Source organism: Streptomyces cyaneofuscatus (assembly GCF_000718135.1).
GTDB lineage: Bacteria > Actinomycetota > Actinomycetes > Streptomycetales > Streptomycetaceae > Streptomyces > Streptomyces cyaneofuscatus.
Genome location: NZ_JOEM01000031.1, coordinates 47,273 through 62,747, shown reverse-complemented (window position 1 = coordinate 62,747; position 15,475 = coordinate 47,273). Strand labels below are relative to the sequence as shown.

Genomic DNA, 15,475 nt, shown 5'->3' with positions numbered 1-15,475 from the left:
CCACCCCGCCCCCCGCCGCACCCGCACCGGCCACCCCCGCCCCGGCGGCCCCCTCCGTGCCCGCCGCCCCGGCAGCGGGCGGACAGGGCATGGCCCAAGGCGCCGGCCAGGTCCGGAACATGTGGCCCGACATCCTGGAGGCGGTGAAGAACAAGCGCCGCTTCACCTGGATCCTGCTCAGCCAGAACGCCCAGGTCACCGGGTTCGACGGGACCACCCTCCAGATCGGCTTCATCAACGCGGGCGCCCGCGACAACTTCGCCAGCAGCGGCAGCGAGGAAGTCCTCAAGCAGGCACTCGCCGAGCGGTTCAACGCCCAGTGGCGGGTCGAAGCGGTCGTCGACACCTCCGGCGGCGGTGCGGCCCCCCCGGCCCCCGCCGGCGGACGCCCGGCCCCGCAGTACACGCCCGCCCCGACGCCCTCACCCATCACCCCGACCCCGACGGCGTACGAAGGCACCCCGGCGCACGCCCCGCAGCAGTACGACCAGCAGCCGAGCCAGCAGTACAACCAGCAGCAGTCCCAGCAGACCGCCGCCCCGTCCTCCGCCGGGCAGCAGCAGTCGCCGCAGTCCCACCAGGCCCAGCAGGGCCGGGGCACGGCTCCCTCCGCCCCCGAGCCCTCCCACCGCGGGTACGCCGTCGCCCCCGAGGACGACACCGCGGAGGCCGACGATCCGGATCTCGTCGACTCCGCCCTCTCCGGCCACGAGCTGATCGTCCGCGAGCTGGGCGCCACCGTGGTCGAGGAGTTCACCAACGAGCAGTAGCCCTTGAGCGGGCGGCCCGGCCGTCCACGGACCGGCGGCCGTCCGGGCCCACCGCCCCCGGCGGCTAGGCTGCACCCCGTGAAGGTCCTCGTCATCGGCGGCGGCGCCCGCGAACACGCCCTGTGCCGCTCTCTGTCCCTCGACCCCGATGTCACCGCTCTGTACTGCGCCCCCGGCAACGCCGGCATCGCAGAGGTGGCCGAACTGCACCCGGTCGACGCCCTCGACGGTGACGCCGTCGCGCGCCTCGCGACCGAGCTGGGCGCCGAGCTGGTGGTCGTCGGCCCGGAGGCGCCGCTCGTCGCCGGGGTCGCCGACGCCGTGCGCGCGGCCGGCATCCCCTGCTTCGGTCCCTCCGGCGAAGCCGCCCAGCTCGAAGGCTCCAAGGCGTTCGCCAAGGACGTCATGGCCGGGGCCGGGGTCCCCACCGCCCGCAGTTACGTCTGCACCACCCCCGCGGAGATCGACGAGGCCCTCGACGCCTTCGGCGCTCCGTACGTCGTCAAGGACGACGGCCTCGCGGCGGGCAAGGGCGTCGTCGTCACCGACGACCTCGCCGCCGCCCGCGACCACGCCCTCTCCTGCGACCGCGTGGTCATCGAGGAGTTCCTCGACGGCCCCGAGGTCAGCCTCTTCGCCATCACCGACGGCACCACCGTGCTGCCGCTCCAGCCCGCCCAGGACTTCAAGCGCGCCCTGGACGGCGACGCGGGCCCGAACACCGGCGGCATGGGCGCCTACTCCCCGCTCCCGTGGGCCGATCCCAAGCTGGTCGACGAGGTCCTCGAAACCGTCCTCCAGCCGACCGTCGACGAGCTCCGCCGCCGGGGCACGCCCTTCTCCGGGCTGCTCTACGCGGGCCTCGCGATCACCTCGCGTGGCGTACGGGTCATCGAGTTCAACGCCCGCTTCGGCGACCCCGAGACCCAGGTCGTGCTGGCCCGGCTCCGTACGCCGCTGGCCGGGGTCCTCCTCGCCTCCGCCAACGGCACCCTGGACGTCCTCCCGCCGCTCACGTGGCGCGACGACGCGGCCGTCACCGTCGTGATCGCCTCGCACAACTACCCGGACACCCCGCGCACCGGCGACCCGATCGACGGGCTCGCGGAGGTCGCGGCACAGGATGCGCCCGACGCGTACGTCCTGCACGCCGGGACCCGTACGGAAGGCGGCGCCGTCGTCAGCGCGGGCGGCCGGGTCCTCTCGGTGACCGCGACCGGCAAGGACCTCGCAGCGGCCCGTGAGCGCGCCTACACCGCGCTCGGCCGCATCCGCCTCGACGGCTCCCAGCACCGGACGGACATCGCCCTGAAGGCCGCCGGAGCCGCCGGAGCCGCCGGAGGCTGATCCTTCGGCCACCCGGCCGGAGGCTGATCCGCCGGCCCCCGCCCCCAGCACCCAGGCAGCCCCTCCCGCCTCCCCGTACGCCACCGGCGCACGCGGGCGGCGCGAGGGGCTGCCCCATGGAGTGCACAGAGGAAGAGCGAAGTGCACAGAGGAAGAGCGAAGTGCACAGAGGCCCAGCCCTGCCCTACGGACGCGGACACGTCAGCAGCTTTGCCCAAAGCCATTCCATCGGGTGACGACTGGGCCAGACGGATGACGCCCGCCGAACCCCCAACTAGGGTGCGGCGCAAGCGTTCCGGCACTTGGCCCACCGGCATTGCGATGTCGGTGACGGGTGCCACAGTGGGGGAGTGAGCAACACCGCCGCGAGAGCCAAGAGGGCAGAGGGGGTGACATCCGGCCGTGTCCGGTATCGACGTGGGTGAGGAGCTGGGTGCACGGGCCGCACAGGCCCGAGCGCTCGCCCTGCTGCGGATCCGCAGCAGGGCACTGGCCGTGGTGATCACGCCCGCGGCCGTGGCGGTCGTGCTGTTCGCCGCGGGCGCCCAAGGGCACCTCGGCGGGCCCGTCTGGGACGGCGTCCGCTGGGCGGTGCTCGGGGGCGCCGTCGTGGTGCTGCTGGTGGCCGCCGCCGTCGCGGTGGCCATCGCGCGGGCCCGGCCCGCCGTGAGCCCCACCGTCCCCGTGGCGGAGGAAGGGGCCCCCGATCTCTACCGGCTGGTCCGGGACCTGGCCGACCGGCTCGGCGTCCCCGCGCCCGCGGCCATAGCGCTCACCCCGGACTGCGACAGCTGGCTGGAGGACCGCACGCACCGGAGCGGTAAGAGCAGAACGACAGCAGAAGCCAGGAACACCGCCCCCGTCCTCGTCATCGGCTCCCCCTTCCTCTGGTGGATGCGGGTCGCCGAGCTCCGCGCCGTCCTCGCCCCCGTCGTGGCGGGCACCGACTCGTCCGCGCACCCCGACATAGCCGCCGCCCGGCGCTTCGTCCGCGGTCTGGACGCCGCCGTGGCCGACGGCGCCGCCCCTGGCCGGGGCGCCCTCCGCGCCGTCCCCGCCGCCTTCACCGGCTGGGTCGCCCGGCTGCTGCTGCGCGCCTGCCGGGAGCACGCCGCCGAGATGGAGCGGTGCGTGGCGGCCACGGCCTCCATGCGCGCCCAGGGCGTCGACTACGCACTCCGCATCGCCGCCCAGGAGCAGGTCGGCCTCGCCTACGCGGGCTGGGACCGGCTGCTGACCCGGGTCGCGCTGCCCGCCTGGCGGATGGGCCGCTGGCCCTCCCGGCTGGACGCCGGAGTGGTCTCCGCCCTCACCGAGCTCTCCCGCCGGGACCGGCTGGCCGACGGCTTCACCTCGCGCCTCGGCGAACGCCCCGCCTGCGACCTGCTGGAGGAGCCCGGCATCGCCGACGAGGCCACCTCCCTGCTCGCCGCCCGCCTCTTCCACGGCGGCCCGGCGGAGAGCGGTCCGGACTGGGCGCCGGTGGACTGGCAGCAGTATCCGGACGAGGTCGTCGACCGGAAGTGGCGTACGGAGGCGGCCCGGCTGCACCGGGTGCTCGACGCCATGGGCGTCCCCCCGGCCTCCCTGGCCGACCCGGCGGTGCCCACCCTGGCCCGCGTCATGGAGCACCTGGCCGGTCCCGGCGGACCCGGGGAGGAGCTCGCGGCGGGCATCGGGGCGGCGGTCGCCCGCGACGACGCCCAGGCCCCGGCGCCAGGACCGGCCCAGCAGACGGCATCCGCCGCCGGCGCCGACCCCCTCGACCTCTGGGGCCCCGACCCGCTCCCCCTCTTCCCGCTCCAGCCGCCGCGTACGGGCACGGAGCTGCTCGCCGACCACGTCGCCGCCATGGTCTGCTGCGCGGCCGTGGACACGGCGGGAGCGGCCCCCGGCCTCGACTGGCTGGACGGTCCCGCGCTGCTCGTCGACGGTGAGCGCCGGGCGGACCTCGCGGTGCCGGTCCTCAGCCTGGTCGAGGACGGCGACCCGGACCCGCTGCGGTCCTGGCTGGCCGAGGTGGGCGTCCGCTCCGACAAGCCCGTACGGCTGGTGTGACCCCTGGGGGCAGGACGTGCACGAGCCGGAAGAGATGGTTCCGTTCACGTCAATTAGCGACGAAGGGTGACGGAGTGCGTGCGTTATGTGATGTGCTGGGGATCGGCGCTGACATCGTGCGCGCCGGAGTTGTCCGGGGGATCTGAGGGAGGGGCGCGGCATGGGGGCGGAGCAGATTCGCCGGTGGGAGTCGGGCGCCCTCGCGCACGCGGTGAGCGACCCCTTCGGCCAGGGCCCCCTGCCCTGGCTGCGCGGCAGTGAGAACTACTTCGACGACACCGGCCAGGTCGTCCCCTGGTACGCCGACCTCGGCCGCTCGACCGGCGGCGGCACCCGCACCGCCGACGACGTGCACCGGCAGATCAAGGGCTTCGTCTCGCCCGGAGCGGCCGCCCCCGGCGAGGCCATCGACTTCCACATCACCGTGGACCCGCCCCAGCAGTTCTCCGTGGACGTCTACCGGATCGGTCATTACGGCGGTGACGGCGCGGCCAAGATCACCACGAGCCCGCGCCTCTCCGGCATCGTCCAGCCGCCGCCGCTGGCCGCCGACCGGACCGTCTCCTGCCACCACTGGTGGATGTCCTGGCGGCTCCAGATCCCCACCTACTGGTCGGTCGGCGCGTACGTGGCCGTCCTGACGACCGCCGACGGGTACCGCTCGCACATCCCGTTCACCGTCCGCCACGACCACCCCGCCGACCTGCTGCTCCTGCTCCCGGACATCACCTGGCAGGCGTACAACCTCTATCCGGAGGACGGCCGCACCGGCGCCAGCCTCTACCACGCGTGGGACGAGCGGGGGCGGCTGCTCGGCGAGGAGGACGCCGCCGTCACGATCTCCTTCGACCGCCCGTACGCCGGGGCGGGGCTGCCGCTGCACGTGGGGCACGCGTACGACTTCATCCGCTGGGCCGAGAGATACGGCTACGACCTCGCCTACGCGGACGCCCGCGACCTGCACGCGGGCCGCATCGACCCCAGCCGCTACCGGGGCCTGGTCTTCCCCGGTCACGACGAGTACTGGTCGCTGCCCATGCGCCGGGCCGCCGAGCGCGCCCGCGACTGCGGCACCTCGCTGGTCTTCCTCTCCGCCAACACCATGTACTGGCAGGTGGGCCTCGCTCCCTCCGCCTCCGGCATCCCCGACCGGCTGCTGACCTGCCGCAAGCGCCGGGGGCCGGGCAAGTCCGCGCTCTGGCGCGAGGTGGACCGGCCCGAGCAGCAGCTCCTGGGCATCCAGTACGCGGGCCGGGTGCCCGAGCCCCGCCCGCTGGTCGTGCGCAACGCCGAGCACTGGCTCTGGGACGCCACGGGCGCGGCCGACGGCGACGAGATCCCGGGCCTGGTCGCCGGTGAGGCCGACCGCTACTTCCCCCGTACGAGCCTGCCCGAGCACGACAACCGGATCCTGCTCGCCCACTCCCCGTACCAGGACTCCGAGGGCGCCGTCCGCCACCAGGAGACCTCGCTCTACCAGGCCCCCTCCGGCGCGCTCGTCTTCGCCTCCGGCACCTTCGCCTGGTCCCCGGCCCTGGACCGCCCCGGGCACACGGACCCCCGGATCCAGCGGGCCACGGCCAACCTCCTCGACCGGATCTGCAAGCGCGACTGACCGGGGCTCGTACAGCGCGAGGAACACCAGGCCGAGCCCCGGGCGAAGACCGGGCCGCGGATACGGGACAATCGGAACCGCTCCTGGATCAATCTACGCGGAGGAACCGTGTCCGGTTTTGTAGAAAAGCCCGAGCCCGTACAGGTTCCGGGCCTCACCCACCTGCACACCGGCAAGGTGCGTGACCTGTACCGCAACGAGGCGGGCGACCTCGTCATGGTCGCCAGCGACCGTATCTCCGCGTACGACTGGGTCCTGCCGACCGAGATCCCCGACAAGGGCCGCGTCCTCACCAAGCTCTCGCTCTGGTGGTTCGACCAGCTCGCCGACCTGGTGCCCAACCACGTCCTCTCCACCGAGCTGCCGCCCGGCGCACCGGCGGACTGGGAAGGCCGCACCCTCATCTGCAAGCCCCTGCGGATGGTCCAGGTCGAGTGCGTGGCCCGCGGCTATCTGACCGGCTCCGGGCTCACCGAGTACAACGCCTCCCGTACGGTGTGCGGCATCGGCCTCCCCGAGGGGCTGGTCGACGGTTCCGAGCTGCCCGGCCCGATCTTCACCCCGGCCACGAAGGCGGCCGTCGGCGACCACGACGAGAATGTCAGCTACGAGGAGATCGCCCGCGAGGTCGGCGTGGAGACCGCCGCCGAGCTGCGGCGGACGACGCTCGACGTCTACCGGCGGGCCCGGGACATCGCGCACCAGCGCGGGATCATCCTGGCCGACACCAAGTTCGAGTTCGGCTTCGAGACCACCGAGGACGGCGGCGAGCGGCTGATCATCGCCGACGAGGTGCTGACGCCCGACTCCTCGCGCTTCTGGCCCGCCGCCACCTGGAAGCCGGGGAGCGCGCAGCCGTCCTACGACAAGCAGTTCGTCCGCGACTGGCTGACCTCGCCGGCCTCCGGCTGGGACCGCGCGAGCGAGCAGCCGCCGCCGGCGCTGCCGCAGGAGATCGTGGACGCGACCCGCGCCAAGTACATCGAGGCGTACGAGGTCCTGACCGGCTCCAACTGGTCGTAGGAGACCCGCAGTAGGAGGTACGCAGAAGGCCCCGGTCCACCTGGACCAGGGCCTTCTGTCTATCCGGAGCGGACGACCAGGTTCGAACTGGCGACCTCAACCTTGGCAAGGTTGCGCTCTACCAACTGAGCTACGTCCGCGTTGCGCCGAAGCGCGATGCTCACTATACCCAACCCCGCTCGCGGGCGAGACGCACCGCCGTGTGCCGGTTCTCCGCACCGATCTTGGAGGCGGCCGAGGAGAGGTAGTTGCGGACCGTCCCCTGCGAGAGCGAGGCCCGCTCCGCGATCTCCGCGACCGGCGCCCCGTCCGCCGCCAGTTCGAGCACCTCGGCCTCCCGGACGGTCAGCGGGGAGTCCCCGGCGGAGATCGCGTCGGCCGCCAACTCCGGGTCGACATAGCGGTTTCCGGCGTGGACGGTACGGATGATCTCGGCGAGCCGCCGCGCGCTGACGGTCTTCGGCACGAACCCGCGTACGCCGGCGGCCAGCGCCCGCTTGAGGTGCCCGGGGCGGCCGTGGCTGGTCACGATCATGGTGCGGCAGCCGGGCAGTTCGCTGCGGAGCGATGTGGCGACCTTCACACCGTCCGCGCCCGGCATCTGGAGGTCGAGGACGGCGACATCGGGCCGGTGTGCGAGGGCCATCGCGAGCGCCTCGGGGCCGCTCGCCGCCTCCGCGACCACCACGAGGTCGTCCTCCAGGGCGAGCAGCGCGGCCAGGGCGCCCCGGATCAGGTGCTCGTCGTCGGCGAGCAGGACCCGCAGGGGCCGGCCTTCAAGGCCTTCGGAGCCTTCGGTGGTCATGTTCCCCTCGGTGGTCATCGTTCGTCCGGAGAAGCGGAGCCGGAGCGGTTGTGGAGCGCGTCGGAGCGGTTACGGGGAGCCGTCAGCGGGACCGTCGCCGTGACCCGGAACAGGCCGTCCCCGGCCGCCCCGGCCTCCAGCGACCCGCCGAGGGCCGCGAGCCGCTCCCGCAGCCCGGCCAGACCCGAGCCGCCCTCACCGGCGGGGGCCGCCCCCGCCCCGCCGTTCGCCCCCGCCCGGTCGTCCTCGACCACCCCGTCGTTCTCGACCTCCAGGACCACCGAACCCGCCACCGTCCGGAGCCGGATCACGCACACCCGCGGATCACCGTGGCGCAGGACGTTGGTCGCCGCCTCACGGACCACCCAGCCGAGGGCCGCCTGGACGGCCGGGGGTGCCCCGATCCCCGCCGGGCCGTCGGCGCCCTCGACGGTGCAGGTGATCCCGGCGGCCTCCAGCACGCCCTTGGCGCCGAGCAGTTCGGTGGGCAGGTCGGCCTCGCGGTAGCCCCGTACGACATCACGTACCTCCTGCTGGGAGGCGCGGGCGATCCGCTGCACCTCGACCATCTGGTCCACGGCCGCCGCGTTCCCGCGCTGGGCCAGCTCCACGGCCAGCTCGCTCTTCAGCGCGATCACCGCCAGGTTCCGGCCCAGCACGTCGTGCATGTCCCGGCCGAACCGCAGCCGCTCCTCCGCCACCGCCAGCCGGGCCTGCATGTCCCGGGCCTCCTCCGCCTGCCACATCACGGACAGGCTCCAGGCGCTCGGCCGGGTCGAGATGAGCACCAGCACGGTGCCGACGAGCAGCGAGACGGCCGACCCGAACAGCGTGCGGCCGGGCACCCCGACGGCCCCCAGCAGCGCCACCACCGCCACCGCGCAGATCGCGCAGCGGAGCAGGTACGTCCGGGCCGGGACGAGGAGCACGTACGGCGTCGCGAACGCCAGGGGCAGGTCCAGCACCAGCAGGCTCAGCCCCGCGTCCTCGACCCCGCCCACCGCCGCGAGGGCCACCAGCAGGCCGGTCAGCACCGCCAGCAGCACCGCAGGGAGCCTCAGCCGCCGCAGCGGGAAGGGCGCCACGCCCCGGTAGTGGGCGAAGGCGGGGTCCACGTTGCGGTTGCTCAGCAGGCACTGGGCGGCGTTCACCACGAGGAACGCCACGGCCAGGGACACCGGCACCGGGCCCTGGCCGAAGGCCTTGCCGAGCGGGAGCAGGCCCCAGGTCACGAGGAAGACCCAGGGGAGCGCGCAGAGCGTGAGGCGGGTGTAGAGGTCGATGCGCTGGAGCTTGGTCCGCTCCGTCCAGCCGCGCCGCCAGCCCCGTACTCGCCCGATCACCGCGTCCAGCTCCTTCATGTCGTTCCCGTGGCGCACCGCTGTGGTCAGCCCCGCGGGTCCCAGCGGAACCACCGCTGCACAGCAAACACCGCGAACCCGGTCCAGGCCAGCGCCGCCACGGTGGCCGTGAGCAGGTCGCCGCCTTCGACACCGCCGAGCCAGCCGTGCCGGATGAGGGTCATCACGCCGGTCAGCGGCAGCAGCTCGAAGACCGAGGCCAGGCCGTCCGGGAAGATGTCCAGCGGGACGAAGATCCCGGAGGCGAAGAGCGAGACGAAGAACAGCGGCAACGTGGTGAGCTGCGAGGTCTGGACCGTCCGGGTCACCGCGGAGGTCGCGGCCGCCAGGCCGGACATCATCACGAGACCCACCAGCAGCCCCGCCAGGAAGATCTCGGGCCGCTGCGGAGCGCTCAGGTCGAAGGCGACCGCGCCGGCTGCGACCAGCAGCACGACCTGGAGGAGCGCCAGCGCGACGGCGGGCAGCGCGTTGGCGGCCAGGATCTCGCGGTCGGTGACCTCGCCGGTGCGCAGCCGCTTGAGGACGAGCTCCTCGCGCCGGGTGACGTACCCGGTGACGAGGGTCATGTAGACGACCTGGACCAGCACGATGCCGATGCCGCCGGTGAGGGCGGCGCCCGCGATGGAGAGGCCGGTGCCGGCGAGGTCGATCTGCTGGAGCGAGGCCCGGATCGAGAAGATCATCACGATCGGCAGCACCAGGGCGATGAAGATCGCGGACCGGTTGCGGACCAGCAGGATCAGCTCGGCGCGGGCGAGCGCGGTGAGCCGCCGTGCGGACGCGGATGCCTTCGAGGGGGACTTGCGGGGGCCGGTGAGGACGGTCGTGGTCGTCATGCCGCCACCTTCTTCTTCGTGTCGTCCGTGGGCTTGGTCCCCGCCCGGCGCGGGTCGTCGGCGCGGGAGCGGAGCTGGGTGTTCGCGATCTGGAGGAACGCCTCCTCCAGGGAGGCGGAACGGGCGTCAAGACCGAGCAGCTGCACGCCCGACTCCCTTGCCCAGCCGAGGAGTTCGTGCAGCGACTCCTGGAGTCCGGAGGTACGGATCTCGATCCGCTGCCCCTCCGCCGCCGCCCGCAGCGAGAGCGGAAGATGCCCTGCCGGTACGCCGTCGGGCAGCGTGAACCGGATCCTGGCGGGCTGCGACGCGGTGACCTCGGCGGTCGTCCCGGACGTCACGATCTGCCCCTGGTGCATGATCGCCAGCCGGTCCGCGAGCGCCTCGGCCTCCTCCAGGTAGTGCGTGGTCAGCAGTACGGTCGTGCCGCCGTCCCGGAGCGCCCGGATCAGGTCCCAGGTGTCGCGCCGCCCCTCCGCGTCCAGCCCCGTCGTCGGCTCGTCCAGGAAGAGCACCTCGGGCCGCGAGGTCAGGGCCAGCGCCAGGTCCAGGCGCCGCTTCTCCCCGCCGGACAGCTGCTTCACCCGTACCCCCGTCCGGCTCGTGAGGCCGACCATCTCCAGGGCCTCGGCGGCGGGGCGGGCGCCGGTGGTGCACGCCGACCACATCCGCGCGGTCTCCATCACCGTGAGGTCGGAGGGGAAGCCGCCCTCCTGGAGCATCACCCCGGTCCGGGGCCGGACGGCGGCGCGTTCGCGGTACGGGTCGTGGCCGAGGACCTCGATGGTCCCGGCGGTCGGGAGCGCCAGCCCTTCGAGGAGCTCCACGGTGGAGGTCTTGCCCGCGCCGTTCGTCCCGAGCAGGGCGAACAGCTCGCCGCGGGCCACGGAGAAGGAGACCCCGGAAACGGCCTCGAAGCCGTCCTTGTAGCTGCGGCGGACCCCGTCCGCCGCGATCACCGTCTCCGCGTCTGCCGTGCCACCGGTCGTTCGGTCGCTGAGAAAGTCGTCGCTGGTCATGCTTCGAGTTTTCCGCCGGAGCGGGCCCGCGAGCAGTGCGCGCTGTCACCACTGCTCATGACAAACGTCATGAGCAGTGGTGAGCGGAAGCCGGACGAACGACAAAGGCCCTGATCGAAATCGATCAGGGCCTTTGTCGTTCGGAGCGGACGACCAGGTTCGAACTGGCGACCTCAACCTTGGCAAGGTTGCGCTCTACCAACTGAGCTACGTCCGCAGTGCAGCCACTCGGCTTTCACCGGTGGAGCGAGCACTACTCTACCTGATCCAACGGAGTGGTCTGAAGAGTCGTGCAGAGCGGGTGACAGGAATTGCACACTGCGCCTTCCCCCTGGAAGGGGGATGTTCTACTACTGAACTACACCCGCACGCGGCTCGGGGTTCCGGCCTTTCGGCCTTGCCCCTCGGCGTGCTCCAGACTCTAGCCGACCTGCGGGGGTGTCGCGCAAGTCGGCTCCCGGCGGGTCTCGCCGGAGGGGGCGGAAGGCGGCCGTCCGCACCCCCGTCCCGCTCCTGCGCACCCTGCCCGCACCCCGCCTGACGGAGCGTCCGCCGCACGCCGGGCGGACGCCCACGCTCCAGGGCATGCACCCGGTCACGCCCCCGGGTGCGCCCCGGCTCAGTCCGCCGCGTTGAACGCCTCGTAGACCTTCTTCGGGATCCGGCCGCGGGCCGGCACCTCCATCCGGTGCGAGCGGGCCCAGGCGCGGACGGCCGCGGGGTCCGGGGCGAGGGAGGTGTGGTGGTACGACGCGGGGGTCCTGCCGCGCTTACCGGCATTTGTCTGCTTTCGTCCGGCCGCCACGTAAGGGGCCAGGGCCTTCCGCAGTTTCTTCGCGTTGGCGGGATTGAGGTCGATCTCGTACGTCTTCCCGTCCAGGGCGAAGGTGACCGTTTCCGCCGCTGTTCCCCCGTCGATGTCGTCGGAGAGCGTAACCACTACGCGCTGGGCCACGGATATCGGTCCTTTCCTACGGCGTCGGCGCGTCGGGCGTGCGCCGATGGGCCGGCCTTCCGGCTGTTAGGCGGATACGGATCGACTGGAGTCGACTGTTCCGGTGTTCCCGGGGCAATGCTGCTTTCCCCGGTAATCATTTGTACAGCGGTAGGTACCGCATTGTGAAGCCCAGCCAATTACATCCGCGTGTCCGTGCGCAATCCGGCGCATGATTTTTTCCCAGGACTTTTCCCGCATGTTGTCGCGGCCGATATCCCGGCGTGATCTGCGCCGAGCCCCCGCCCTCTTGCCACCGCGTCCGTTCCGTCCGATATCTACCCGCGTAGAATTTTCGGCCAGGTACGCTGAGTGGACCCGCGGGGGTCTGGGGAACCCCCCGGAGAGACAGCCGCACCACACCACCACACCGGGAGTGCCAGTGGCACGCGTCGTAGTCGACGTCATGCTCAAGCCGGAGATCCTCGACCCGCAGGGACAGGCGGTGCAGCGTGCGCTGCCCCGTCTCGGCTTTGAGGGAATCGCGGACGTTCGTCAGGGAAAGCGTTTCGAGCTGGAGGTCGAGGGGCCGGTGGACGACGCCGCCCTCGCCCGTATTAACGAGATGGCCGAGACCTTCCTCGCCAACACCGTCATCGAGGACTTCGTCGTGAAGGTGGAGGAGGAGAAGTGACCACCCGTATCGGCGTCGTCACTTTTCCCGGCACCCTCGACGATCAGGACGCCCTGCGGGCCGTCCGGATCGCGGGCGCGGAGCCCGTATCGCTGTGGCACCGCGACAAGGACCTGCACCAGGTCGACGCGGTCGTCCTGGCCGGCGGCTTCTCCTACGGGGACTACCTGCGGGCCGGCGCGATCTCGCGCTTCTCGCCGGTGATGGAGCCGCTCATCGAGCAGGCCAAGGCCGGTATGCCGGTCCTCGGCATCTGCAACGGCTTCCAGATCCTGACCGAGGCGCACCTGCTGCCCGGCGCGATGCTGCGCAACAACCACCTCCACTTCATCTGCCGCGATCAGAGCCTGCGGGTGGAGAACGCGGAGACCGCCTGGACCTCGGACTACAGCGCCGGCCAGGAGATCAAGGTCCCGCTCAAGAACATGGACGGCCGGTACACCGCCGACGAGCACACGCTCGACGAGCTGGAGGCCGAGGGCCGCGTCGCCTTCCGCTACCTGGACGGCAACCCCAACGGCTCGCTCCGCGACATCGCGGGCATCACCAACGCCGCGGGCAACATCGTCGGCCTGATGCCGCACCCGGAGCACGCCGTTGAGCCGCTCATCGGCACCGGCCGCACCGACGGCCTCGGTTTCTTCACCTCGATCATCAAGAAGCTGGTCAACGCATGAGCCTGGATACGGTCAAGCACGCGGCCGAGACCCCGGACGCCGAGCAGCCCTGGAAGGAGCTCGGCCTCAAGGAGGACGAGTACGCCCGGATCCGCGAGATCCTGGGCCGCCGTCCCACCGGCGCCGAGCTCGCCATGTACTCGGTGATGTGGTCGGAGCACTGTTCGTACAAGAGCAGCAAGGTCCACCTCAAGCAGTTCGGCGAGAAGGTCCCCGCCAACGACGCGATGCTCGTCGGCATCGGTGAGAACGCGGGCGTCGTCGACGTCGGCCAGGGGTACGCGGTCACCTTCAAGGTCGAGTCGCACAACCACCCCTCGTACATCGAGCCCTACCAGGGCGCGGCCACCGGCATCGGCGGCATCGTCCGCGACATCCTCGCCATGGGTGCCCGCCCGATCGCGGTCGTCGACCCGCTGCGCTTCGGCGCCGCCGACCACCCCGACACCAAGCGCGTCCTGCCGGGCGTCGTCGCGGGCATCGGCGGCTACGGCAACTGCCTCGGCCTGCCCAACATCGGCGGCGAGGTCGTCTTCGACGCCTGCTACCAGGGCAACCCGCTGGTCAACGCCGGCTGCATCGGCGTGATGAAGCACGAGGACATCCACCTCGCGCAGGCGTCCGGCCCCGGCAACAAGGTCATCCTGTACGGCGCCCGCACCGGCGGCGACGGCATCGGCGGCGTCTCGGTGCTGGCGAGCGAGACCTTCGAGTCGACGGGTCCCGCCAAGCGGCCCGCCGTCCAGGTCGGTGACCCGTTCCAGGAGAAGCTCCTCATCGAGTGCACCCTGGAGATCTTCAAGGAGAAGCTCGTCGCGGGCATCCAGGACCTCGGCGGCGCCGGGCTCTCCTGTGCCACCAGCGAGCTGGCCTCCGCCGGTTCCGGCGGCATGCGCGTCGAGCTGGACACCGTGCCGCTGCGCGACTCCTCCCTCTCGCCCGAGGAGATCCTCATGAGCGAGTCGCAGGAGCGCATGTGCGCGATCGTCGAGCCGCAGCACGTGGACCGCTTCCTGGAGATCTGCGAGAAGTGGGACGTCATCGCCACCGTCATCGGTGAGGTGACCGACGGCTCGCAGCTGGAGATCTTCTGGCACGGCGAGCAGATCGTGGACGTACCCCCGCGCTCGGTCGCCCACGACGGCCCGGTCTACCACCGCCCGTTCGCCCGCCCGTCCTGGCAGGACGCGCTCCAGGCGGACGACGCGGGCAAGCTGCCCCGGCCGCAGAACGGCGCCGAGCTGAAGGACCAGGTCCTCAAGCTGGTCGCCTCCCCGAACCAGGCCTCCAAGGCGTGGATCACCGACCAGTACGACCGCTTCGTGCAGGGCAACACCGTGCTGGCGATGCCCGAGGACGCGGGCATGGTCCGCATCGACGCCGAGTCGAACCTGGGCGTGGCGATGGCGACCGACGGCAACGGCCGGTACGCCAAGCTCGACCCGTACACCGGTGCGCAGCTCGCGCTGGCGGAGTCGTACCGCAACGTCGCCGCCTCCGGCGCCAAGCCGCTCGCCATCTCGGACTGCCTCAACTTCGGCTCCCCCGAGGACCCGGACGTCATGTGGCAGTTCGCCGAGGCCACCCGTGGTCTCGCGGACGGCTGCCTGGAGCTGGGCACCCCGGTCACCGGCGGCAACGTCTCGCTCTACAACCAGACCGGTGAGACGGCGATCCACCCGACGCCGGTCGTGGCCGTGCTCGGTGTGATCGACGACGTGAACCGGCGTACGCCGGTCGCCTTCGCGGAAGAGGGCCAGCTCCTCTACCTGCTGGGCGACACGCACGAGGAGTTCGGCGGCTCGGCCTGGTCCGAGGTCGTCCACAACCACCTCGGCGGCCTGCCGCCCAAGGTGGACCTCGGCCGCGAGAAGCTGCTCGCGGAGATCCTCATCTCCGCCTCGCGCGACGGCATGATCGACGCCGCGCACGACCTGAGCGACGGCGGCCTGATCCAGGCGGTCACCGAGTCCTGCCTGCGCGGCGGGAAGGGTGCCCGGCTGGTCGTGCCGGACGGCCTGGACACGTTCACGTTCCTCTTCTCCGAGTCGGCGGGGCGCGCAGTCGTCTCGATCCCGCGCAGCGAGGAGCTCCGCTTCAACGACATGTGCGGGGCGCGCGGTCTGCCCGTCGCCCGCATCGGTGTCGTGGACGGCGAGGAGATCGAGATCCAGGGCGAGTTCTCCATTCCGCTGAGCGAGCTCCGTACGGCGCACGAGGCGACGATCCCCGCGCTGCTCGCCTGAGCCGCGCGCCGACCGGCACCTCACGAAGCCCCCGCCCGGGTCGTCCGGGCGGGGGCTTCGGCCTTCCCCCTCCCCTTCCTCTGATGA

Annotated in this window: 12 protein-coding genes, 3 tRNA genes and 1 pseudogene; 8 read left to right on the top strand and 8 right to left on the bottom strand. The window is 72.2% G+C overall.

Annotated features, from left to right (window positions below):
- From IF17_RS0133715 to IF17_RS0133695, 5 genes and pseudogenes are all read left to right on the top strand, one after another.
- Nucleotides 1-770 (top strand): annotated as a pseudogene (locus IF17_RS0133715) (DNA polymerase III subunit gamma and tau); the annotation flags it as partial.
- Between the two features lie 78 nt (nucleotides 771-848).
- The gene (gene purD / locus IF17_RS0133710) at nucleotides 849-2,117 is read left to right on the top strand and encodes a phosphoribosylamine--glycine ligase (RefSeq protein ID WP_030574524.1); all 1,269 of its coding nucleotides are present in this window, start codon (nucleotides 849-851) and stop codon (nucleotides 2,115-2,117) included.
- A gap of 402 nt (nucleotides 2,118-2,519) precedes the next feature.
- Complete coding sequence (locus IF17_RS0133705) at nucleotides 2,520-4,175, top strand: M48 family metalloprotease (RefSeq protein WP_030574521.1); 1,656 nt, start codon at nucleotides 2,520-2,522, stop codon at nucleotides 4,173-4,175.
- Between the two features lie 160 nt (nucleotides 4,176-4,335).
- The gene (locus tag IF17_RS0133700) at nucleotides 4,336-5,790 is read left to right on the top strand and encodes a N,N-dimethylformamidase beta subunit family domain-containing protein (protein ID WP_030574519.1); all 1,455 of its coding nucleotides are present in this window, start codon (nucleotides 4,336-4,338) and stop codon (nucleotides 5,788-5,790) included.
- 108 nt (nucleotides 5,791-5,898) lie between these two features.
- The gene (locus tag IF17_RS0133695) at nucleotides 5,899-6,813 is read left to right on the top strand and encodes a phosphoribosylaminoimidazolesuccinocarboxamide synthase (RefSeq protein ID WP_030574516.1); all 915 of its coding nucleotides are present in this window, start codon (nucleotides 5,899-5,901) and stop codon (nucleotides 6,811-6,813) included.
- 67 nt (nucleotides 6,814-6,880) lie between these two features.
- On the opposite strand, the gene IF17_RS0133690 is transcribed toward IF17_RS0133695, so the two are convergent.
- From IF17_RS0133690 to IF17_RS0133655, 8 genes are all read right to left on the bottom strand, one after another.
- Nucleotides 6,881-6,953, bottom strand: a tRNA-Gly gene (locus tag IF17_RS0133690).
- 23 nt (nucleotides 6,954-6,976) lie between these two features.
- Nucleotides 6,977-7,618, bottom strand: a complete 642-nt coding sequence (locus IF17_RS0133685) for a response regulator transcription factor (protein ID WP_030574513.1) — start codon at nucleotides 7,616-7,618, stop codon at nucleotides 6,977-6,979.
- A gap of 14 nt (nucleotides 7,619-7,632) precedes the next feature.
- On the bottom strand, nucleotides 7,633-8,979 hold the full coding sequence (locus tag IF17_RS0133680) for a sensor histidine kinase (protein ID WP_032772989.1): 1,347 nt from the start codon (nucleotides 8,977-8,979) through the stop codon (nucleotides 7,633-7,635).
- A 26-nt stretch (nucleotides 8,980-9,005) separates the two neighbouring features.
- Nucleotides 9,006-9,818, bottom strand: a complete 813-nt coding sequence (locus IF17_RS0133675) for an ABC transporter permease (RefSeq protein ID WP_030574507.1) — start codon at nucleotides 9,816-9,818, stop codon at nucleotides 9,006-9,008.
- A complete protein-coding gene (locus IF17_RS0133670) occupies nucleotides 9,815-10,837 on the bottom strand; it encodes an ABC transporter ATP-binding protein (RefSeq protein WP_030574505.1) in 1,023 nt (340 codons plus the stop codon). The genes IF17_RS0133675 and IF17_RS0133670 overlap by 4 nt, the downstream gene beginning before the upstream one ends.
- A gap of 144 nt (nucleotides 10,838-10,981) precedes the next feature.
- Nucleotides 10,982-11,054, bottom strand: a tRNA-Gly gene (locus IF17_RS0133665).
- Nucleotides 11,055-11,133: 79 nt separating this feature from the next.
- Nucleotides 11,134-11,205, bottom strand: a tRNA-Gly gene (locus tag IF17_RS0133660).
- Nucleotides 11,206-11,456: 251 nt separating this feature from the next.
- Entirely contained in the window at nucleotides 11,457-11,792 is a 336-nt protein-coding gene (locus IF17_RS0133655; protein ID WP_030574502.1) for a histone-like nucleoid-structuring protein Lsr2, read from the bottom strand.
- A gap of 421 nt (nucleotides 11,793-12,213) precedes the next feature.
- Between IF17_RS0133655 and purS the strand changes: the two genes are divergently transcribed.
- Genes purS through purL form a run of 3 tightly spaced genes read left to right on the top strand, consistent with a single transcriptional unit; the run spans nucleotide 12,214 to nucleotide 15,388 of the window.
- Nucleotides 12,214-12,465 (top strand): phosphoribosylformylglycinamidine synthase subunit PurS, encoded by a 252-nt coding sequence (purS, locus tag IF17_RS0133650; protein WP_010056446.1) that lies wholly within the window; start codon nucleotides 12,214-12,216, stop codon nucleotides 12,463-12,465.
- Nucleotides 12,462-13,142 (top strand): phosphoribosylformylglycinamidine synthase subunit PurQ, encoded by a 681-nt coding sequence (gene purQ, locus IF17_RS0133645; protein WP_018513563.1) that lies wholly within the window; start codon nucleotides 12,462-12,464, stop codon nucleotides 13,140-13,142. Before purS ends, purQ begins: the two co-directional genes overlap by 4 nt.
- Nucleotides 13,139-15,388: a phosphoribosylformylglycinamidine synthase subunit PurL gene (gene purL / locus IF17_RS0133640; protein ID WP_030574497.1), complete on the top strand. Its 2,250-nt coding sequence runs from the start codon at nucleotides 13,139-13,141 to the stop codon at nucleotides 15,386-15,388. Before purQ ends, purL begins: the two co-directional genes overlap by 4 nt.
- The last annotated feature ends 87 nt before the right edge of the window (nucleotides 15,389-15,475 follow it).